This is a genomic window from Vogesella aquatica (genome assembly GCF_028548455.1).
In the GTDB taxonomy this organism is placed as follows: Bacteria; Pseudomonadota; Gammaproteobacteria; order Burkholderiales; family Chromobacteriaceae; genus Vogesella; species Vogesella aquatica.
Window position 1 is genome coordinate 13,393 of sequence record NZ_JAQQLF010000030.1, and the last position, 14,578, is coordinate 27,970.

Sequence of the window (14,578 nt, forward strand, 5' to 3'; positions counted from 1 at the left end):
GCGGGCAGCGTGGCGCTTACTTCTTGTCGTCGGGCACGTGGCTTTTCAGCAGTTTGCCCAGCAGCGGGTTGTCCAGTTTTTTGTCGTTCTTGGCATTGGATTCTTTGCCGAAACGGTCTGGCGAGCCGGCTTTGCGAATGCTCTCGCGTACCTTGATCGCTTCAAAACGCTGCAAGTCGAAGTGGTTGATAGGCATAGCCTGCTCCTGAATGGCAAAACGCGGCAGTATGCGGCAGCGCGGCGCGAAAGTCCATGCCGTGCCTGCAAAATCGTGTAGTGAAAACAAGCAGTTAAAACGACAAGCCCGGGGTTCACACCCGCTATCGATTTATAGAAACATTTATCTGTAACAAGAAAGGGTTTAAGTTGGGCACTCTTTTACCACCACACGAAAGGCACACCATGAGCATCCTCGACCAACTGGGCAGCCTGCTGGGCAATAGCGAACAAGGTGGCCTGCTGCAGGCAGCCAACACCCTGCTGAACGACAACGGCGGCGTGGCCGGCCTGGTAGAAAAATTCCAGAACGGCGGCCTGGGCGAGATCGTCTCGTCCTGGGTAGGCACCGGTGCCAACCTGTCCATCACCCCGGAGCAGATCCAGAGCGTGCTGGGTAACGAGCAGATCGCCGGCCTGGCCGAAAAACTGGGCATCGACCCGGCCGTGGCCTCGCAACAGATCGCCGAACACCTGCCCACCATGATCGACAAGCTCACCCCCAACGGCCAGGTAGAAGGCGACAACCTGCTGGCCCAGGGCGCCAGCCTGCTGGGCGGCCTGTTCAACCGCGGCTAAGCCCGCATCCTGCACCAAAAGGTTGGCCGCGTGCGGCCAACCTGCTGCAGCACCAGGCGCCAAGCCGGGCATGGCCGGCTGCGACTATCCTCCTCTACCGCTTGTCACCACGGCCTTGTTATTGCCAGAGCAACGGTTGCTTGCCTGCAAAACAACATCGTCATAATATCGGCTTGTCCATTTGTCGGCGTGTACTACCCCACCCAAGGTCAACACCATGAACCTGCAAACCATCCTGCAAGGGGCCAACACCGGCCTGCTGATTTTTGCACTCACCGTCATCGTCCAGCGCCTGTCCACCCCGGCCAGCCTGCTGGAGCCCGCCAGCTACGTGCTGATCGGCGTCATCGTCCAGCTGCCACTTAGCTGGCGAGGTCAGCGCAAGGCCCGCTAAGCCCGTCGCCCGCGCGGTTAGCGGCGCAGCCGCTCCCCCCCGCAGCAGGTCACCGCATGCCGCTGTCGCTCGCCTTCCCCAACCACGCCTTGCTAGCCAGCTACCAGCAAGCACTGAGCCGCGGCTGGGCCGGGCACGAGCAGGACCCTGATACCGCCAGCCGCATGCTGGCCGCCTGCCGCGCCGCACCCGACACGTATCTGCTGCACTTCACCCACTGCCCGCTGCCGGCACCCGGCATGGGGCCAGACGCTGACAATAGCGAACCCTGCCTGCCCCACTGCCACTTCTGGATCAGCAACGGCGACTACTGCGGCGAACTCAGCCTGCGCTGGCCCTTGCCCGGCGACAACCTGCCGGCAGACTGCCCCGGGCACCTGGCCTGGTCGGTGGTGCCGTGGCAACGCGGCCACGGCTACGCCTGCCAGGCGGTGCGGCTGCTACTGCCACGCATCGCCCACCTGGGCCTGCCGTGGCTGGACATGGCGATGGCCACCCGCAATGTCGCCTCGTGGAAAACTGCCGAACACCTCGGCGCCACACGCATCGCCACCTACCAAACCGGCGCCGAACACGGCCACGTCAGCGCGTACCGGTATCGGCTGATGCGCTGAGGCTGTCTGGCAGCGGTAGCCTGTACTGCGGCCAACCCTCAGGCAAGACAAAGCCCCGGCGTGCCGGGGCTTTGTTTTGGGAGTAGAACAACGGTCACCGCATCAGGGCGCGATGCGGATCTGCTCGACAATGCTGTCCAGCACCCAGCGGCGGTCCGGCGCGTCGGCTGGCGGGTTGACCACCTTGATCTCGCGGATGCGCAGGCGGTAGGCGGTGCCGGCTTCGGCGGTGAAGCCCTCGATCTCGCCATAATGGTGTTGCCACGGCTGTTGCTGGCTGTCGCGTACCTGCAGGCACTGCATCGGCGCCACGCCCACGCAGGTGCGGCGCTCGGGCGCCACGTAGATCAGGCGTGTGGTGCTTGGCTCGGCTACCACCACAGGTTTAGGCGGTTTGGCAGGCGCTGCCGGCTGGGTGGCTGCGGCCACCGGCTGCCATACCTGCTGCTGGGCCACTTCGCCGATCAGCAGTTTGTCGCCGTCCAGGCGCACTTGCGGGCGGCTGCGCAGCAGCGCGGCCAACGTTTGCTCGCGCTGCATGGCGTCCGGCGCGCAGGCCATCAGCGTGCTGGCCAGCGTGCCCACCACCAGGCGGCCTTGTTCGATGCGGGCGGGGCCGAACATCTGGTTGCAGCCGGCGTTGGCCGATAGCTGGCCGTCTGTCAGCTGCAGGGTTTGCAGTGGCTTGCCGTCGGGGCCGTTTTGCTGCCATTTGCCTTGCTGCGGCACGGTGCTGCTGGCGCACGCCCCCAATAGCAGCGACATCATGGCGACAGTTACGCCTTTCATGTGCATCTCGTGCTCCTTTATTCAGTCAGTGGGGCAGCTTATGCCACGGCCTGGCACGGGTCAATGCCAACACCTTAACAAATGTAAACGCGGTCACACACGGTCACACCCGCACAGTAAAAAGCCCGTTACCGGCAGCGCGGTAGCGGGCTTTTCTCGCCGCCAGGCCTGGCGCTGCGGCTTATTGTTTTTCCAGCTGCAGGATGGCGTCCAGCTCTTTGTCCACTTCGCGCATGCGCGCGTACAGGCTTTCGGTCTGCGCCAGCATGCTGTCTACGCGCTGCTTGCTGTCCTGCGAGGTGGCGGCCAGGCCGTGCAGTTTGCCCACCACTTGCGCCATTTCACCGGCAAAGCCGCTGACCTGGCTGCCCATGCCGCGTACGTCGCCGCCCACGTCGCGTACGCCGTTCATCACGTTGTCTACCGCACCGCCGGTGGCGTCCAGGTTGGATTGCGTGGTGTTGGCCAGTTTGCGTACTTCATCGGCGACCACGGCAAAGCCGCGCCCGGCCTCGCCGGCACGGGCGGCTTCGATCGCGGCGTTCAGTGCCAGCAGGTTGGTTTGCTCGGCGATCTTCTTGATCATCTGCATGACTTCGCCGATCTGCTGCGCGTCTTTTTCCAGCGCGCCGATGCGGCCGGTCACGTTGCTGGCGGTTTGCGCACCCTGGTCTACTTCCTTACCGAAGCGGCTGATGTCCTGTTCGATGCTGCCCAGGTGTTCTACCAGCTGGGCGGTGGTATCGCGGAACAGTGGCAGGCTTTCCATCAGCTGGCCGGCAAAGGCCTTGTAGCCGTTGAGTTCTTCGATGACGCGGCTTTTCATCTGCCCCGTCATGCGCGCGCGTTGCAACTCACGGCGGTAGAAGTAGTTCTTGAAGTTGGCGTAGTGCACCGGGAAGCGGTCGACAAAGTCGTCGCGGAAGGTGTCACTGGCCGGGTAGAAGAAGATGGCGGTCAGCGTCTGGTTGATGTTCACACCCAGCAGCTCGCCAAAGGTAGAGAAGCCGGCGGTGGGGATATCGCCGTACACATTGGCGCGCGCCAGCGCGCTGGCGTTATTGAGGCGGCGCAGGATGCAGTCGTTGAGAATGCCGCCTACCGGCTGCGGTTTGCCACGGCTGAACTGTTCGAAGTCGCGGCCGGTACGCTCGGCCAGGTCGACACTGCGCAGCAGGAACAGCTGCTCGCCAAAGGCCAGGTCGCAGGCAAACTGCAAGTAGCCTTCCTGCTCGTTGATGGCCAGTACCGAGCGCACAAACAGCTCGTCCTGGATCTTGATGCCGAAGCTGTGGCTCTGCAGCTTGCCGCCCAGCTCGCTGCGCTGGCAGCGGAAGTGCTGGCACAGCGCGTCCAGTACGTTACGGATTTCGCCGCTCTTGCTATCGATCACCGAATGCACACGGCGCAGCTCGGTACTGGCCTGGGCGATGATGAAGCTGGTGCCGGTGTCTTCAAAGTTCTGGCTTTTGAAAATGCCGTAGCGGTAGGCCGGTGCCAGCTTGATAAAGGCAAACACGGCGTGGCCGTCGCGCACTTGCTGGCCGTCGTACAGCCGCGTCATGCTGAAATCCAGCGGGCCGCCGGCCGAGCCGCCGACAAACAGATAGGGCAGCTTGCCGGATTCGTACAGCGCCTCCATCAGGTAGCTCTCGCTGTTGGACAAACCATCTACCAGCGTCAGCACAAAGCCCTCGTCGTGGCGCATGGCAAACGGCAGGTTGATGCGGCCCACATTGTCTTGCAGCTTGGCCAGGCGGTTTTCATGGCTCAGGCCGGGCTGGCCGGCCTTGATGTCTTCGCACGCCAGCGGCACGGCTGCTACGTGCACATCGGACACCAGCGCGGCGTCAAACAGCTGGAACACCATGGTTTGCCACTGGCCATTGGCCGGCAGGTACAGGGTGTCCTGGCGGCTGGCACTGCACAGCTCGCCGGCCGTGGTAGTCAGTACTACCTTGGCTTGCGGAAAATGGCGCGCCACATTGCGGCCAACTTGCTCCAGGTTGGCCGCAGGGTTCACATAACCCAGTACCAGCTTGATGCTGGCGCTGGCTTTGCCCTGCAAGGCCTGCTCGTAACCCTGGTTATCGGTACGCACAATGTGCATCAGCCCTGCCGCCGGGGCAGTGCCGGCGTTATCGGCTACAGAAGAACGTTTCTTGTTGAAGAAAAGCATGCGTGCTCCAGCGGTTGTCGTTGTGTACAGCCCGGGCCAGGCCCCGGCCATGATTTTATTTTTTATAGATTATCCTGCCATACAGGTAATCATCTCCATAAAAAATGCCACCTGTGTTGAGAAACATCAGGTGGCAACCAAACTGCCCGCCGCGAGCGACCACGACAAACAGGGGAGGAAGACGAATCACTGCGTGAGCTGGCCGGCCATCACCACGATGACCCGCCAGCACGGTAAAGCGGGTGACCACCCCGGCTGCAGCACCCGCGAGCCAGGGTAGTGGAAGCCAAACCGTTTAGAAGAAGCCCAGTTTGTCCTCGCTGTAGCTCACCAACAGGTTCTTGGTCTGCTGGTAGTGGTCCAGCATCATCTTGTGGGTTTCGCGGCCGATACCGGACTGCTTGTAGCCACCAAACGCAGCGTGTGCCGGGTAGGCGTGGTAGCAGTTGGTCCACACGCGGCCCGCCTCGATGCTGCGGCCCATGTGGAAAGCGGTGTTCATATTGCGCGTCCACACGCCGGCACCCAGGCCAAACAGGGTGTCGTTGGCGATATGCAGCGCCTCGTCGATATCCTTGAACGGCGTCACCGACAGCACCGGGCCAAAGATTTCTTCCTGGAAGATGCGCATCTGGTTATGGCCCTGGAACACGGTAGGCTGGATATAGAAGCCGTTTTCCAGGCCGCCGCCCAGGTGGGCACGGTCGCCACCGGCCAGCACGGTAGCGCCTTCGTCCTTGCCCAGCTGCAGGTAACCCTGGATCTTGTCCATCTGCTCTTGCGACGACTGCGCGCCGATCATGGTGGACGGGTCCAGCGGGTTGCCTTGCTTGATTTCGGCCACACGCTTGAGCGCGCGTTCCATGAAGCGGTCGTAGATGGACTCGTGTACCAGCGAGCGGCTAGGGCAGGTGCACACCTCGCCCTGGTTCAGCGCAAACATCACGAAGCCTTCGATGGCCTTGTCGAAGAAGGCGTCGTCCTTGGCGGCCACGTCGTCAAAGAAGATGTTCGGCGATTTGCCCCCCAGCTCCAGCGTCACCGGAATCAGGTTTTCGCTGGCGTAGTTCATGATCAGGCGGCCCACCGGGGTAGAGCCGGTAAAGGCGATCTTGGCGATGCGCTTGCTGGTAGCCAGCGCCTTGCCGGCCTCGGTACCAAAGCCGTTCACGATGTTCAGCACGCCCGGCGGCAGCAGGTCGCCCACCAGCTCGGCGAATACCAGGATGGACAGCGGGGTCTGCTCGGCCGGTTTCAGCACGATGCAGTTACCGGCCGCCAGCGCCGGGGCAATCTTCCAGGCGGCCATCAGCAGCGGGAAGTTCCACGGAATGATCTGGCCCACCACGCCCAGCGGCTCGTGGAAGTGGTAAGCCACGGTGGTGGCGTCGATCTCGCCAATGCTGCCTTCCTGTGCGCGGATGCAGCCGGCAAAGTAGCGGAAATGGTCGATCGCCAGCGGCAGGTCGGCCGCCGTGGTTTCACGGATAGGCTTGCCGTTGTCGAAGGTTTCTACCGTGGCCAGGGTAGCCAGGTGCTGCTCCATGCGGTCGGCAATACGGTGCAGGATGAGCGCGCGCTGGGCTACGCTGGTTTTGCCCCAGGCCCCTTTGGCAGCGTGGGCGGCGTCCAGCGCCAGCTCGATATCGGCCGCATCGGAGCGCGGGATCTCGCACAATACCTGGCCGGTCACCGGGGTAATGTTCTCGAAGTAGCGGCCGTTGACCGGTGGCTGCCACTGGCCATTGATAAAGTTGGCATAACGGGTTTTCAGGTTCAGGCCGTATTGTGCCGGGGTAATCGCGCTCATCTGTGTCTCCTTGGTGTTGGTGTCACCTCGCCGGGTGTAAACACCACACTGCAGCTACCGTGCCAGCTTGCGGCCATGCTGCAGCGCAGCTTTACTGCACCGCCCGCCCATGCTGCAATCCGGTGCATGCATGTTGCATCGCAATAAATAAAGGATTTTTGGCAGGCTGCTTCGCCACGCCGCCAGCCCCACGCTCAGCCCTGCAGCCGGCGGCTAGCTGTGCCAGACTGACACAGCTGTCGCAACAGCGTGACACAGTACGGAGAACACCATGTCTACCCTGCCTTTAGCTGAAGTCCGCCGCCGTTTTTTTGACGGTGACGAGCTACCGGAAAACAGCGTACCGCAGCCTATCCTGCACTCCTGGCGGCGTTGCCTGGGCCTGGGCTTGTCCGCCGCACGGCTGCGCCCGCCCGAGCGGCTGGACAGCCAGCGCCTGGCGCACCGCCAGCAAGACAATGCCGACTGGCTGCAGCTGGCCAGGCCGGCCATCGATGCGCTATTCGACAGCGTGGTAGACGAAGGCCATGTGGTGATTGTGGCCGACCGCGACGGTGTGATCCTGAACCAGATGGGCCACCCGGCGTTTCTGGACCGCGCCGAACGCGTGGCGCTGCTACCGGGCATGGACTGGCGCGAAGACGTACGCGGTACCAATGCCATCGGCACCGCCCTGGTCACCGGCAGCGCGGTGCGCGTGCGCGGCAGCGAGCACTACCTGGAGCGCAACCGCCAGCTGTCCTGCACCGCCAGCACCATCGTCGACCCGCAGGGGCGGATGCTGGGCGTGCTGGATGTCTCCGGCCTGCCACGCAAGCTGGGCGAGGCGCAGCAGCTGCAAGTGGTCACCGCGGTACGCCATATCGAGCAACGCCTGTTCGACGAACACACCCGCAGCCTGCACGAGCTGCGCTTTGCCCCCGACCCCGCCACGCTGGCCACCCCGCGCTGCGCGCGGCTGGCCTTTGACGACGATGGCGTACTGCGTGCGGCCAACCGTGCGGCGCTCAGCCTGCTGGGGCTGGACTGGCACTGCCTGGGCCAGACCCGCTTTGCCGGCCTGTCCGGCCTGAGCATGGAGCACTGGCTGAGCCGCCACGGCAGCGGCGTGGCCTCGCTGCGCCACAGCGGGCAGCTGTATTCGGCCAGCCTGCTGCCCCCCAGGCAAGCGGTGCCCCATCACGGCAGCGTCTTGCTGCATAGCGCGCCAGCGGCTGCCAGCCAGCGCCGGCCTGCTGCAGGCGGGCAACACGAACGGGCGAGCGACAAGGTTGGCCGCAAGCAGGACCTGGCTTTGCCACCGGGCATGCTGGACACCGCGCGCCGCCTGCTGGAGGCGGATATTCCGGTACTGGTGCTGGGTGAAACCGGCGCCGGCAAGGAGCGCTTTGTGCAGGCACTGCACGCAGCCAGCAGCCGCGCCGCTGCGCCGCTGGTAGCAGTGAACTGCGCCGCCATCCCGGAAGGGCTGATCGAGTCGGAACTGTTTGGCTATGAAGAAGGCGCGTTTACCGGTGCCCGCCGCCAGGGGGCAAAAGGGCGCCTGCGCGAGGCCGACGGTGGCATACTGTTTCTGGATGAAATCGGCGACATGCCGATGAGCCTGCAGGCCAGGCTGCTGCGCGTGCTGCAAGAGCGGCTGGTGGTGCCGCTAGGCGGGGGCCCCGGGCAAAAAGTGGACGTGCGCATTGTGGCGGCCACCCACCGCCAGCTGGAACAGGAAGTCGCCGCCGGGCGCTTCCGCGCCGACCTCTATTACCGGCTGTGCCACTACCCGCTAACGCTGCCACCGCTGCGCGAACGCGGCGACGTGGCGCAGATTGCGGCCAACCTTTTGCTCCAGCACGGCAGCGCCGGGCGCGGCATTACGCTGTCGCCGGCGCTGGCCGACTTTATCCGCCGCTACCCGTGGCCGGGCAACCTGCGCCAGCTGGACAACCTGCTGCGCACCCTGCTGGCGCTGGCCGACGATGGCACCGTGTTGACCCCCGACCACCTGCCCGCCAGCCTGCGCGGCCAGGAAGAGATACCACGCCACACCGCCAGCACACTGCACTGCCTGCTACAGCAGCACGGTGGCAATGCCAGCGCCGCCGCACGGGCGCTGGGCATCAGCCGCAGTACGTTTTACCGCCGGCTACGCGGGGGTGGGCACACGGCGTAACGACGGCTACGCCATCAAGTAACCCGCCACACCGCTTCCGGCATGGCGGGTTATTTGATGCACGGGCGGCTACCAGCCCATCCGTCTGGCAATATCCGCCTTGAGTGCCACGCCCCAGCGCAACTGGCTGGCGATAAAGGCACGGGTAGGCTTGTCCAGCGCGGCCAGATCGCTGGCCTGCCCTGCCGGCAAGGCTACCGTACGGGTGTGGAAATAGGCCAGGTAGTCGCCATCGCGGCTTTCCATCACGCTGGTGGTCAACACCAGCCGGGCCTCGCCGCTGGCTTGGTCTACCGCCTTGCGCCCACTGACCGTCACACAGCTTTGACGGTCGGTTTGCTTGCTGTCCAGCTGCTGCTGGTAGACCACCGTGCCATCCTTGGCTTGGCTGGCATCACGGCAGCTGTCGCTGAGCGACGCGAGCCAGATGCGGCTGGACGGTGGCGAAATCAGGGTTTGCAGATAGATCCGGTCGCCACTTTGCGGGTCTTGCAGGCCCAGCGCTGCATCGGCAGTGGCGCCGCCAGCATCGTCACGGCCCGCCTGCGGCATGTCGGGTGCGTAGGTATGCACCTGGCTAATCACCCAGCTACCGGCAGGCAGGGTGACCTGCTTCTTGCCCACCGCAAACTGCTGCAAGGTATCGCCTCTCAGAAAGTGCTTTTCAAACTTCTGACGACGCGCAGGGCCGCTTTCCAGCCAGCCAAAGGTCAAGGGCTCGGCCAGCGCGTAGCCGCACCATGCCAGCAGCAAGCTGGTCATCAGCGTTGTTTTCTTCATGGTGATCTCTATGCAATCCGTGGCCGCATGATAAACAGCTATGTCATTTATGCATAGAGTACGCGCTGGCTACAGGATTTCTTCCACGCTGCGTGCGGCACGCTTGGCGTCCAGAAAGATCAGGCCCAGCTTGGCTTCCTTGCGTGCAATCACCGTCAGCACCGCATCGCGGCCGGCATAGCTCATCAGGATATAGCCGGCATCGCCTTTTACCATCACCTGTTCCAGCTCGCCGCGCGCCAGCTCGCGCGCGGTGCGCTCGCCCAGCGACAGCATGGCGGCGGCCATGGCGCCGACACGGTCTTCGTCGACGCTCTGTGGCAGCAAGGCCGCCATGGTGAGGCCGTCGGCCGAGATGATGGCGGAGGCTTCGATATCAGCCGAGGCGCCATTAAGGTCGCTAAGAATGGATTTGAGCAGTTGTTCGCGCATGGTGGTGGTTTCCGGTAATCGTTCAGGCGTAACGGCGGCACAGCGCCTCGGTCATGGCAACAAAGGCGTTATCGCCCAGTCGGGGTTGGCCGCCAATCACCAGTACAAACGACTGGCGGCCCAGATACAGCGGGTGAAAACTCAGCTCGGCATGGCCGGCGGGGTCGATCAGCGCCCAGGCCTGGGCACCCAGCCCCAGATTCTGGTTCAGCAAGCGGGCGTGACGGCGGCCCAGGCTGACGATGTCGCCGGCCAGTGCGGCGATCTGCTCGGCGGCCTCGTGGCGGAAACCGGCCGTGGCGTAGTACAGGCCATTGTCGTCGGCCAGCAGCGCACGGCCTTCGCCGGACAAGGCGGCCAACAAGGCCGGCAAGCGGCTTTCCAGGCTACCGGCCGGCTCGCTGCGGCCGGTCAGGCTACCGCTGACAAAGCCCAGGCGCTGCAAGCGGTACAGCACGGCCAGCGCTTGCGCCGGGCTGTCTGTCGTGCTCCATTGCTGCAGCCTGGCCTCGGTCAGCGCCAGCTCGCCTCCGTGCTGCAGCAGCTGCAGCAACAGCTGCCGGTCGCTACCTTCGTCGCGCGTACTCACCGCGTACCAGGCGCCCGCAGGGGTGAGCTCGGCGTAGAGCGCGCCATTCAGGCTGAGCGTGCTGTCCATGGCCTTAGCCCTCCAGCCCCGGGTCGATGGAGTACAGCAGCGCGCACACCAGCGTCTTGATGTCCTCGCGGTTACGCGCGTCCACCTCGAAGATGGGCGGGCGCAGGCCCAGCGTTTCCAGAATATCGGCGTAGTGGGCGGTAGTCGGTGTAGTGGCCAGGTCGGTCTTGGTAATGCCCACTACCAGCGGGGCGTCCTGCAGCAGCTTGTCGAAGGCCTTCAGGAAAAACTGCAGGTCGCGTATGGGGTGCGGTCGGGTATTGTCCAGCAGCAGGATCAGCCCGATACCGCCCTGGCTGAGGATGTCCCACATAAAGTCGAAGCGCTCCTGCCCCGGCGTGCCGTACAGGTGCACCTTGGTATCCTCGTCCAGCATCAGCACACCGTAATCCAGCGCCACCGTGGTGTGGCCTTTGCGGTCCAGCGTCATGTCCGAGGCGGTGGCATCGGTAGTCACCGGCGGAACATCGGACAGGCTGGCGATGGCGGTGGTCTTGCCAGCGCCTACCGGGCCGGCAAACAGGATTTTGTTGTCACTGGGTCGCATGTAAAGCACCTACAGGTTCTTGATTCGCCCCAGCAGGCGCGACAGCAAGCTCTGTCGTGCCGGGGGCAAGGGGGCGGGTGCCGGGGTAGCCGGCCGGGTAGCGGCAGAGGCCGCCTCGTTTGCCTTGCCCACTTGTTCCAGCAGGCCCAGCGCGTGGCTGGCAGCAATAAAATTGCACAACGGGCCAGGCTCCATCTTGAGCAGGCTCACCGCCACGCGCAGGCTGGTGGGCGTACGTGACCACAGGCCGGCAATGCGCAGGGCGCCGGGCAAGGGTGCCAGGCGGGTCAGGTTGGGCCACTGGCGCAGGCGTAGCGGGGTATCCGGGTCGATGCCGGCCAGCAAGCGGCCGCGGCAGCTCCATAACGCCACCTGCCATAGCAAGGTAGACAAGGGCAGGCGCAGCATGGGTTCTTCCCCGCTCTGGCCGGACAGTGCCTCGGCGCCCAGGCGCAGGCCGTTCAGCTCGCACAGCTGCTGCACGCTGGACAGCGTGGTGTACAGCGCCACCTGGCCCTGCACCGGGTCGACCGTGGCAAACAGGCGCTGTTCGCAGTGCAGCTGCTGCGGCTGTTTCTGGCGGGCAGCTGCCACCAGCAGGCCGTAAATGGTACCGGCAGGGTGAAAACGCTGCAGGGTACGGCGCTGGCCACTGCGCACCACCGAGGGCGCAGCGCCCGGCATGGCCAGCGAAGGTGGAACGGCCTGGGCCGGGGCGGGTTGCGGCGGCGGGCTGGCCACTGGGGGCACGACAGGCGCCGCAATCGCAACGGCAGGCGCTGCTGGCGGGGTCGCCGCGCTGGCTTCTTGGCCTGGTGCGGCCAACAGCTGGCGCAGTAGCGGAAACAGCTTTTCCATGCGTACCGGCTTCACCATCTGCAAGGCCGGGGCGTTGTCGCTGGGGTAGGCCGTGACAATCAGCGCGGGCAATGCCGGGTACTGCTGGCGGTACTGCTGCCAAACCTGCCAGCCACTGGCGCTATCCACGTCCACAATGGCCACCTGCGGCGTGGCCGGGTGGTCGCTGGCCAGGCGGTAGCGGTGCAGGGAATGCAGGCGGAACGCCATGCGAAACAGCGCCAGCTTGCGCTCGTCCATGCCGGCGGTGAGTACGGTAATCGGCTCAGCCGGCGTGCTGACAGACATCGTCGTCCTCCAGATGGGTGCCCAGCGGGTCATCCAGTTTCAGTAATTGGCGCAGCTGCCCCAGGCGGCCAGCGATCTCGTGCGGCGGCCGCCCCAGCGTCTGGCGCAGGTGCTGTAACAGCATACGCAAATGGTCGGCCGCCTCCAGCCGCTGGTACAGGTCCAGCAGCAACGGGTAGAGGCGCACGTCGGCCGGGTTGGCAAACACGGCTTGCTCCAGCACCGCCAGCGCCTGCTCGGTCTGGCCGTAATCCAGGTAGGCGTCGGCCTCGGCCAGCGCATCGTGCCGGGCCTGGGCTGCCGGAGCGGTGGCTTGCACGGTCACCAGGGGCAGGGCCCCCTCCACATTGGTGCCGGCCGGCACAAAGCCCCACTCGCGCCCCAGCGCTTCCAGGCGTGCCGCGTCGGCGCCGCTAGCCAGCACATCCAGTACCGGGTGGCGACCCAGGGCAAAACCCATGCGCAACAAGCGTTCACGCAGGGCCGCGCCATGCTCGCCCAGCAGCACAAAGCTTTGCCACAGGCGGCGGGTAAAGCCGGCCAGGTCGGCCTGGCGGTAATACAGATGCAGAATGTCCATCAGCGGCGTCAGCGGGTGGCGCGTCTGCGCCAGCAGGGCTTCCAGCGTGCCGATGGCGGTAGCGGTTTCGCCTTGCTGCTGCAGAATGCGTACCCCCTGACGGGCGGGCATCAGGTGGCAAATGGCCAGGCGCTCGTGCGCGTTCAGGGCGGCCAGCGGCTGGCTGCCGCACACCAGCTGCACGCGGCCATCCCCAGCCGTCACGGCCTGGCCAGCAGGCTGCGCCACCAGCGGCGACGCGCCGGCCGGCCGGCGCAGGCCGATGCGGCGACTGACGGTGGCGATATCCCAGCCCAGGGTGTCTTCGGCAAACACGCGCAGTGCCAGGTTGTCGGGGTCGATACGCAGGCCTTCTACCACGGCCTGCCCGGTGTCGGCCTCGGTCATGATGCCCAGTGCGGCCAACCTTTGCAGCATCTCGGTAAAGTCGTCGATGGCGTGCAGGCGCAGGTACAGGCCCAGCAGGCGTGCCAGCTCGCGGCTGGCGGGCGGGTTGTGGTCTACGTAGCTGCGCAGCAGCGCAGCGGCACGGTCCAGGTAGCCGAACTGCAGGTAAACGTCGGCCTCGGTCAGCAGGTCGGTATCGGCCACGCCGATTTCCAGCTGCAGCTCGTCGGCACCCGCACCTTCACTGGCCGCGGCGGCGGCGGGCATCAGGGGGGGCACACGGTCACTGGCCACTGGCGTAGCCGGCGGTGCGTCAGGGTTGGCCGCAGGCTGCGGGCGCAGGATTTTCAGCGGCGGCAGCTGGCTGGCGGGTGGCTGGCTGGCCCGACGCTGACGCAGCGCCAGCAGCACGCCCAGCAACACAGCGGGGCTGGCGGCCAGCAGCAGCGTGAAATCGTCCGGCAGTAGCATGGCTCAGCGGCGCGGCGGGAAGTCGGCTTCGGACAGCAAATCGGTGCCGCACTCCAGCTTTTCGAACCAGTCGAGGAAGCGCTTCACCATGTCCTTGCCTTTGTACGAGGCACCGTGCTGCGGCACGATCCACTCCACGTCCATCTGGCGCACCATGTTCACCCACAGGCGGGCGGCGCGGTTATTGCTCATGTAACGGCGGTGGAAGCCGGACATATGGTGGTCTACCAGGTGGCGATCAAAGTCTTCCACCGGCTGCGCGGCGCTGATGCCATCCATCAGCGAGGCGCCGATATCGCCGGAAAACAGGATCTTGCTGATCGGGTCGTACACCTGGAAAAAGCCCACGGTATGCAGGTAGTGCGCCGGGACGATTTCCAGCCGCGTGCGGCCCAGTGGCAGCGTCATGCCGCGCGCCGGAATCGGGATCAGCCGCCCTTCGGTGGCACCTTTTACGCAGAAATGCGGGATGAAGCGCGTCCACTCCTGCGCGATCACGATCTGCGCGTCGGTAATCAGCAGCCAGCCATTAGCCGAGGCGATGATGTCCGGGTCCTGGTGCGAGGCGAAAATATAGCGGGTATGCGAGGGCAGAAAATGCTCGGCCATCTCGGCCAGCAGGTGCTTGTAGGTCAGGTTGCCGCCTGGGTCCAGCAGCATGCCGTCACCATCGTGCACAATGGCAAACTGGTTGGACTGAATGCCCTCGCCCTGTACCAGGTCGGTAAAGGCGATGCATTTATGGTTGCCGTCGTTGTAGAGAACCTGTGCCATAACGCTTGCGAGCCACCTGCTCGGTGCAGACCGGATAGACCCGAAAGATTAGCCAGCC

16 protein-coding genes and 1 pseudogene are annotated in these 14,578 nt (G+C 64.8%); 5 read left to right on the forward strand and 12 right to left on the reverse strand.

The annotated features are described in order from the left end of the window. Positions 1-16 precede the first annotated feature (16 nt). On the reverse strand, positions 17-196 hold the full coding sequence (locus PQU95_RS17605) for a hypothetical protein (RefSeq protein ID WP_147695315.1): 180 nt from the start codon (positions 194-196) through the stop codon (positions 17-19). A gap of 206 nt (positions 197-402) precedes the next feature. Here PQU95_RS17605 and PQU95_RS17610 point away from each other — a divergent pair, with 206 nt between their 5' ends. From PQU95_RS17610 to PQU95_RS17620, 3 genes are all read left to right on the forward strand, one after another. Continuing rightward, positions 403-795: a YidB family protein gene (locus PQU95_RS17610; protein ID WP_272753218.1), complete on the forward strand. Its 393-nt coding sequence runs from the start codon at positions 403-405 to the stop codon at positions 793-795. A 217-nt stretch (positions 796-1,012) separates the two neighbouring features. Continuing rightward, a complete protein-coding gene (locus PQU95_RS17615; RefSeq protein WP_272753219.1) occupies positions 1,013-1,189 on the forward strand; it encodes a hypothetical protein in 177 nt (58 codons plus the stop codon). Between the two features lie 56 nt (positions 1,190-1,245). Next, on the forward strand, positions 1,246-1,803 hold the full coding sequence (locus tag PQU95_RS17620) for a GNAT family N-acetyltransferase (protein WP_272753220.1): 558 nt from the start codon (positions 1,246-1,248) through the stop codon (positions 1,801-1,803). 102 nt (positions 1,804-1,905) lie between these two features. Here the strand turns inward: PQU95_RS17620 and PQU95_RS17625 are convergent, their stop codons facing one another. The 3 genes and pseudogenes from PQU95_RS17625 to PQU95_RS18545 all read right to left on the reverse strand — a co-directional run. Then, positions 1,906-2,592, reverse strand: a complete 687-nt coding sequence (locus PQU95_RS17625) for an META and DUF4377 domain-containing protein (RefSeq protein ID WP_272753221.1) — start codon at positions 2,590-2,592, stop codon at positions 1,906-1,908. 181 nt (positions 2,593-2,773) lie between these two features. Beyond that, the gene (locus PQU95_RS18540) at positions 2,774-3,430 is read right to left on the reverse strand and encodes a methyl-accepting chemotaxis protein (protein ID WP_373321419.1); all 657 of its coding nucleotides are present in this window, start codon (positions 3,428-3,430) and stop codon (positions 2,774-2,776) included. A gap of 159 nt (positions 3,431-3,589) precedes the next feature. Next, positions 3,590-4,822, reverse strand: a pseudogene (locus PQU95_RS18545) (FIST signal transduction protein); the annotation flags it as partial. Between PQU95_RS18545 and PQU95_RS17635 the strand changes: the two are divergent. Further along, complete coding sequence (locus PQU95_RS17635; RefSeq protein ID WP_272753223.1) at positions 4,755-5,051, forward strand: hypothetical protein; 297 nt, start codon at positions 4,755-4,757, stop codon at positions 5,049-5,051. The pseudogene PQU95_RS18545 and the gene PQU95_RS17635 sit on opposite strands and share 68 nt — an antisense overlap. A gap of 15 nt (positions 5,052-5,066) precedes the next feature. Here PQU95_RS17635 and adh read toward each other — a convergent pair whose 3' ends face one another. Then, on the reverse strand, positions 5,067-6,581 hold the full coding sequence (adh, locus tag PQU95_RS17640) for an aldehyde dehydrogenase (protein ID WP_017510156.1): 1,515 nt from the start codon (positions 6,579-6,581) through the stop codon (positions 5,067-5,069). Between the two features lie 271 nt (positions 6,582-6,852). Here adh and PQU95_RS17645 point away from each other — a divergent pair, with 271 nt between their 5' ends. Continuing rightward, entirely contained in the window at positions 6,853-8,745 is a 1,893-nt protein-coding gene (locus PQU95_RS17645) for a sigma-54-dependent Fis family transcriptional regulator (RefSeq protein WP_272753224.1), read from the forward strand. Positions 8,746-8,814: 69 nt separating this feature from the next. Here PQU95_RS17645 and PQU95_RS17650 read toward each other — a convergent pair whose 3' ends face one another. From PQU95_RS17650 to PQU95_RS17680, 7 genes are all read right to left on the reverse strand, one after another. After that, positions 8,815-9,525 (reverse strand): hypothetical protein, encoded by a 711-nt coding sequence (locus PQU95_RS17650; RefSeq protein ID WP_272753225.1) that lies wholly within the window; start codon positions 9,523-9,525, stop codon positions 8,815-8,817. A 69-nt stretch (positions 9,526-9,594) separates the two neighbouring features. Continuing rightward, positions 9,595-9,957 carry a roadblock/LC7 domain-containing protein gene (locus tag PQU95_RS17655; protein WP_147695322.1) on the reverse strand — a complete coding sequence of 121 codons (363 nt, stop codon included), beginning with the start codon at positions 9,955-9,957 and terminating at the stop codon, positions 9,595-9,597. Positions 9,958-9,979: 22 nt separating this feature from the next. Further along, positions 9,980-10,615: a roadblock/LC7 domain-containing protein gene (locus tag PQU95_RS17660; RefSeq protein ID WP_272753226.1), complete on the reverse strand. Its 636-nt coding sequence runs from the start codon at positions 10,613-10,615 to the stop codon at positions 9,980-9,982. 4 nt (positions 10,616-10,619) lie between these two features. Then, a complete protein-coding gene (locus PQU95_RS17665) occupies positions 10,620-11,162 on the reverse strand; it encodes a GTP-binding protein (RefSeq protein WP_272753227.1) in 543 nt (180 codons plus the stop codon). 9 nt (positions 11,163-11,171) lie between these two features. Next, a complete protein-coding gene (locus PQU95_RS17670) occupies positions 11,172-12,308 on the reverse strand; it encodes a response regulator (RefSeq protein ID WP_272753228.1) in 1,137 nt (378 codons plus the stop codon). Beyond that, the gene (locus tag PQU95_RS17675; protein ID WP_272753229.1) at positions 12,286-13,746 is read right to left on the reverse strand and encodes a type IV pilus assembly protein FimV; all 1,461 of its coding nucleotides are present in this window, start codon (positions 13,744-13,746) and stop codon (positions 12,286-12,288) included. The genes PQU95_RS17670 and PQU95_RS17675 overlap by 23 nt, the downstream gene beginning before the upstream one ends. Before the next feature lie 3 nt (positions 13,747-13,749). Continuing rightward, on the reverse strand, positions 13,750-14,520 hold the full coding sequence (locus PQU95_RS17680; RefSeq protein WP_017510164.1) for an oxygen-binding di-iron domain-containing protein: 771 nt from the start codon (positions 14,518-14,520) through the stop codon (positions 13,750-13,752). Positions 14,521-14,578 lie beyond the last annotated feature (58 nt).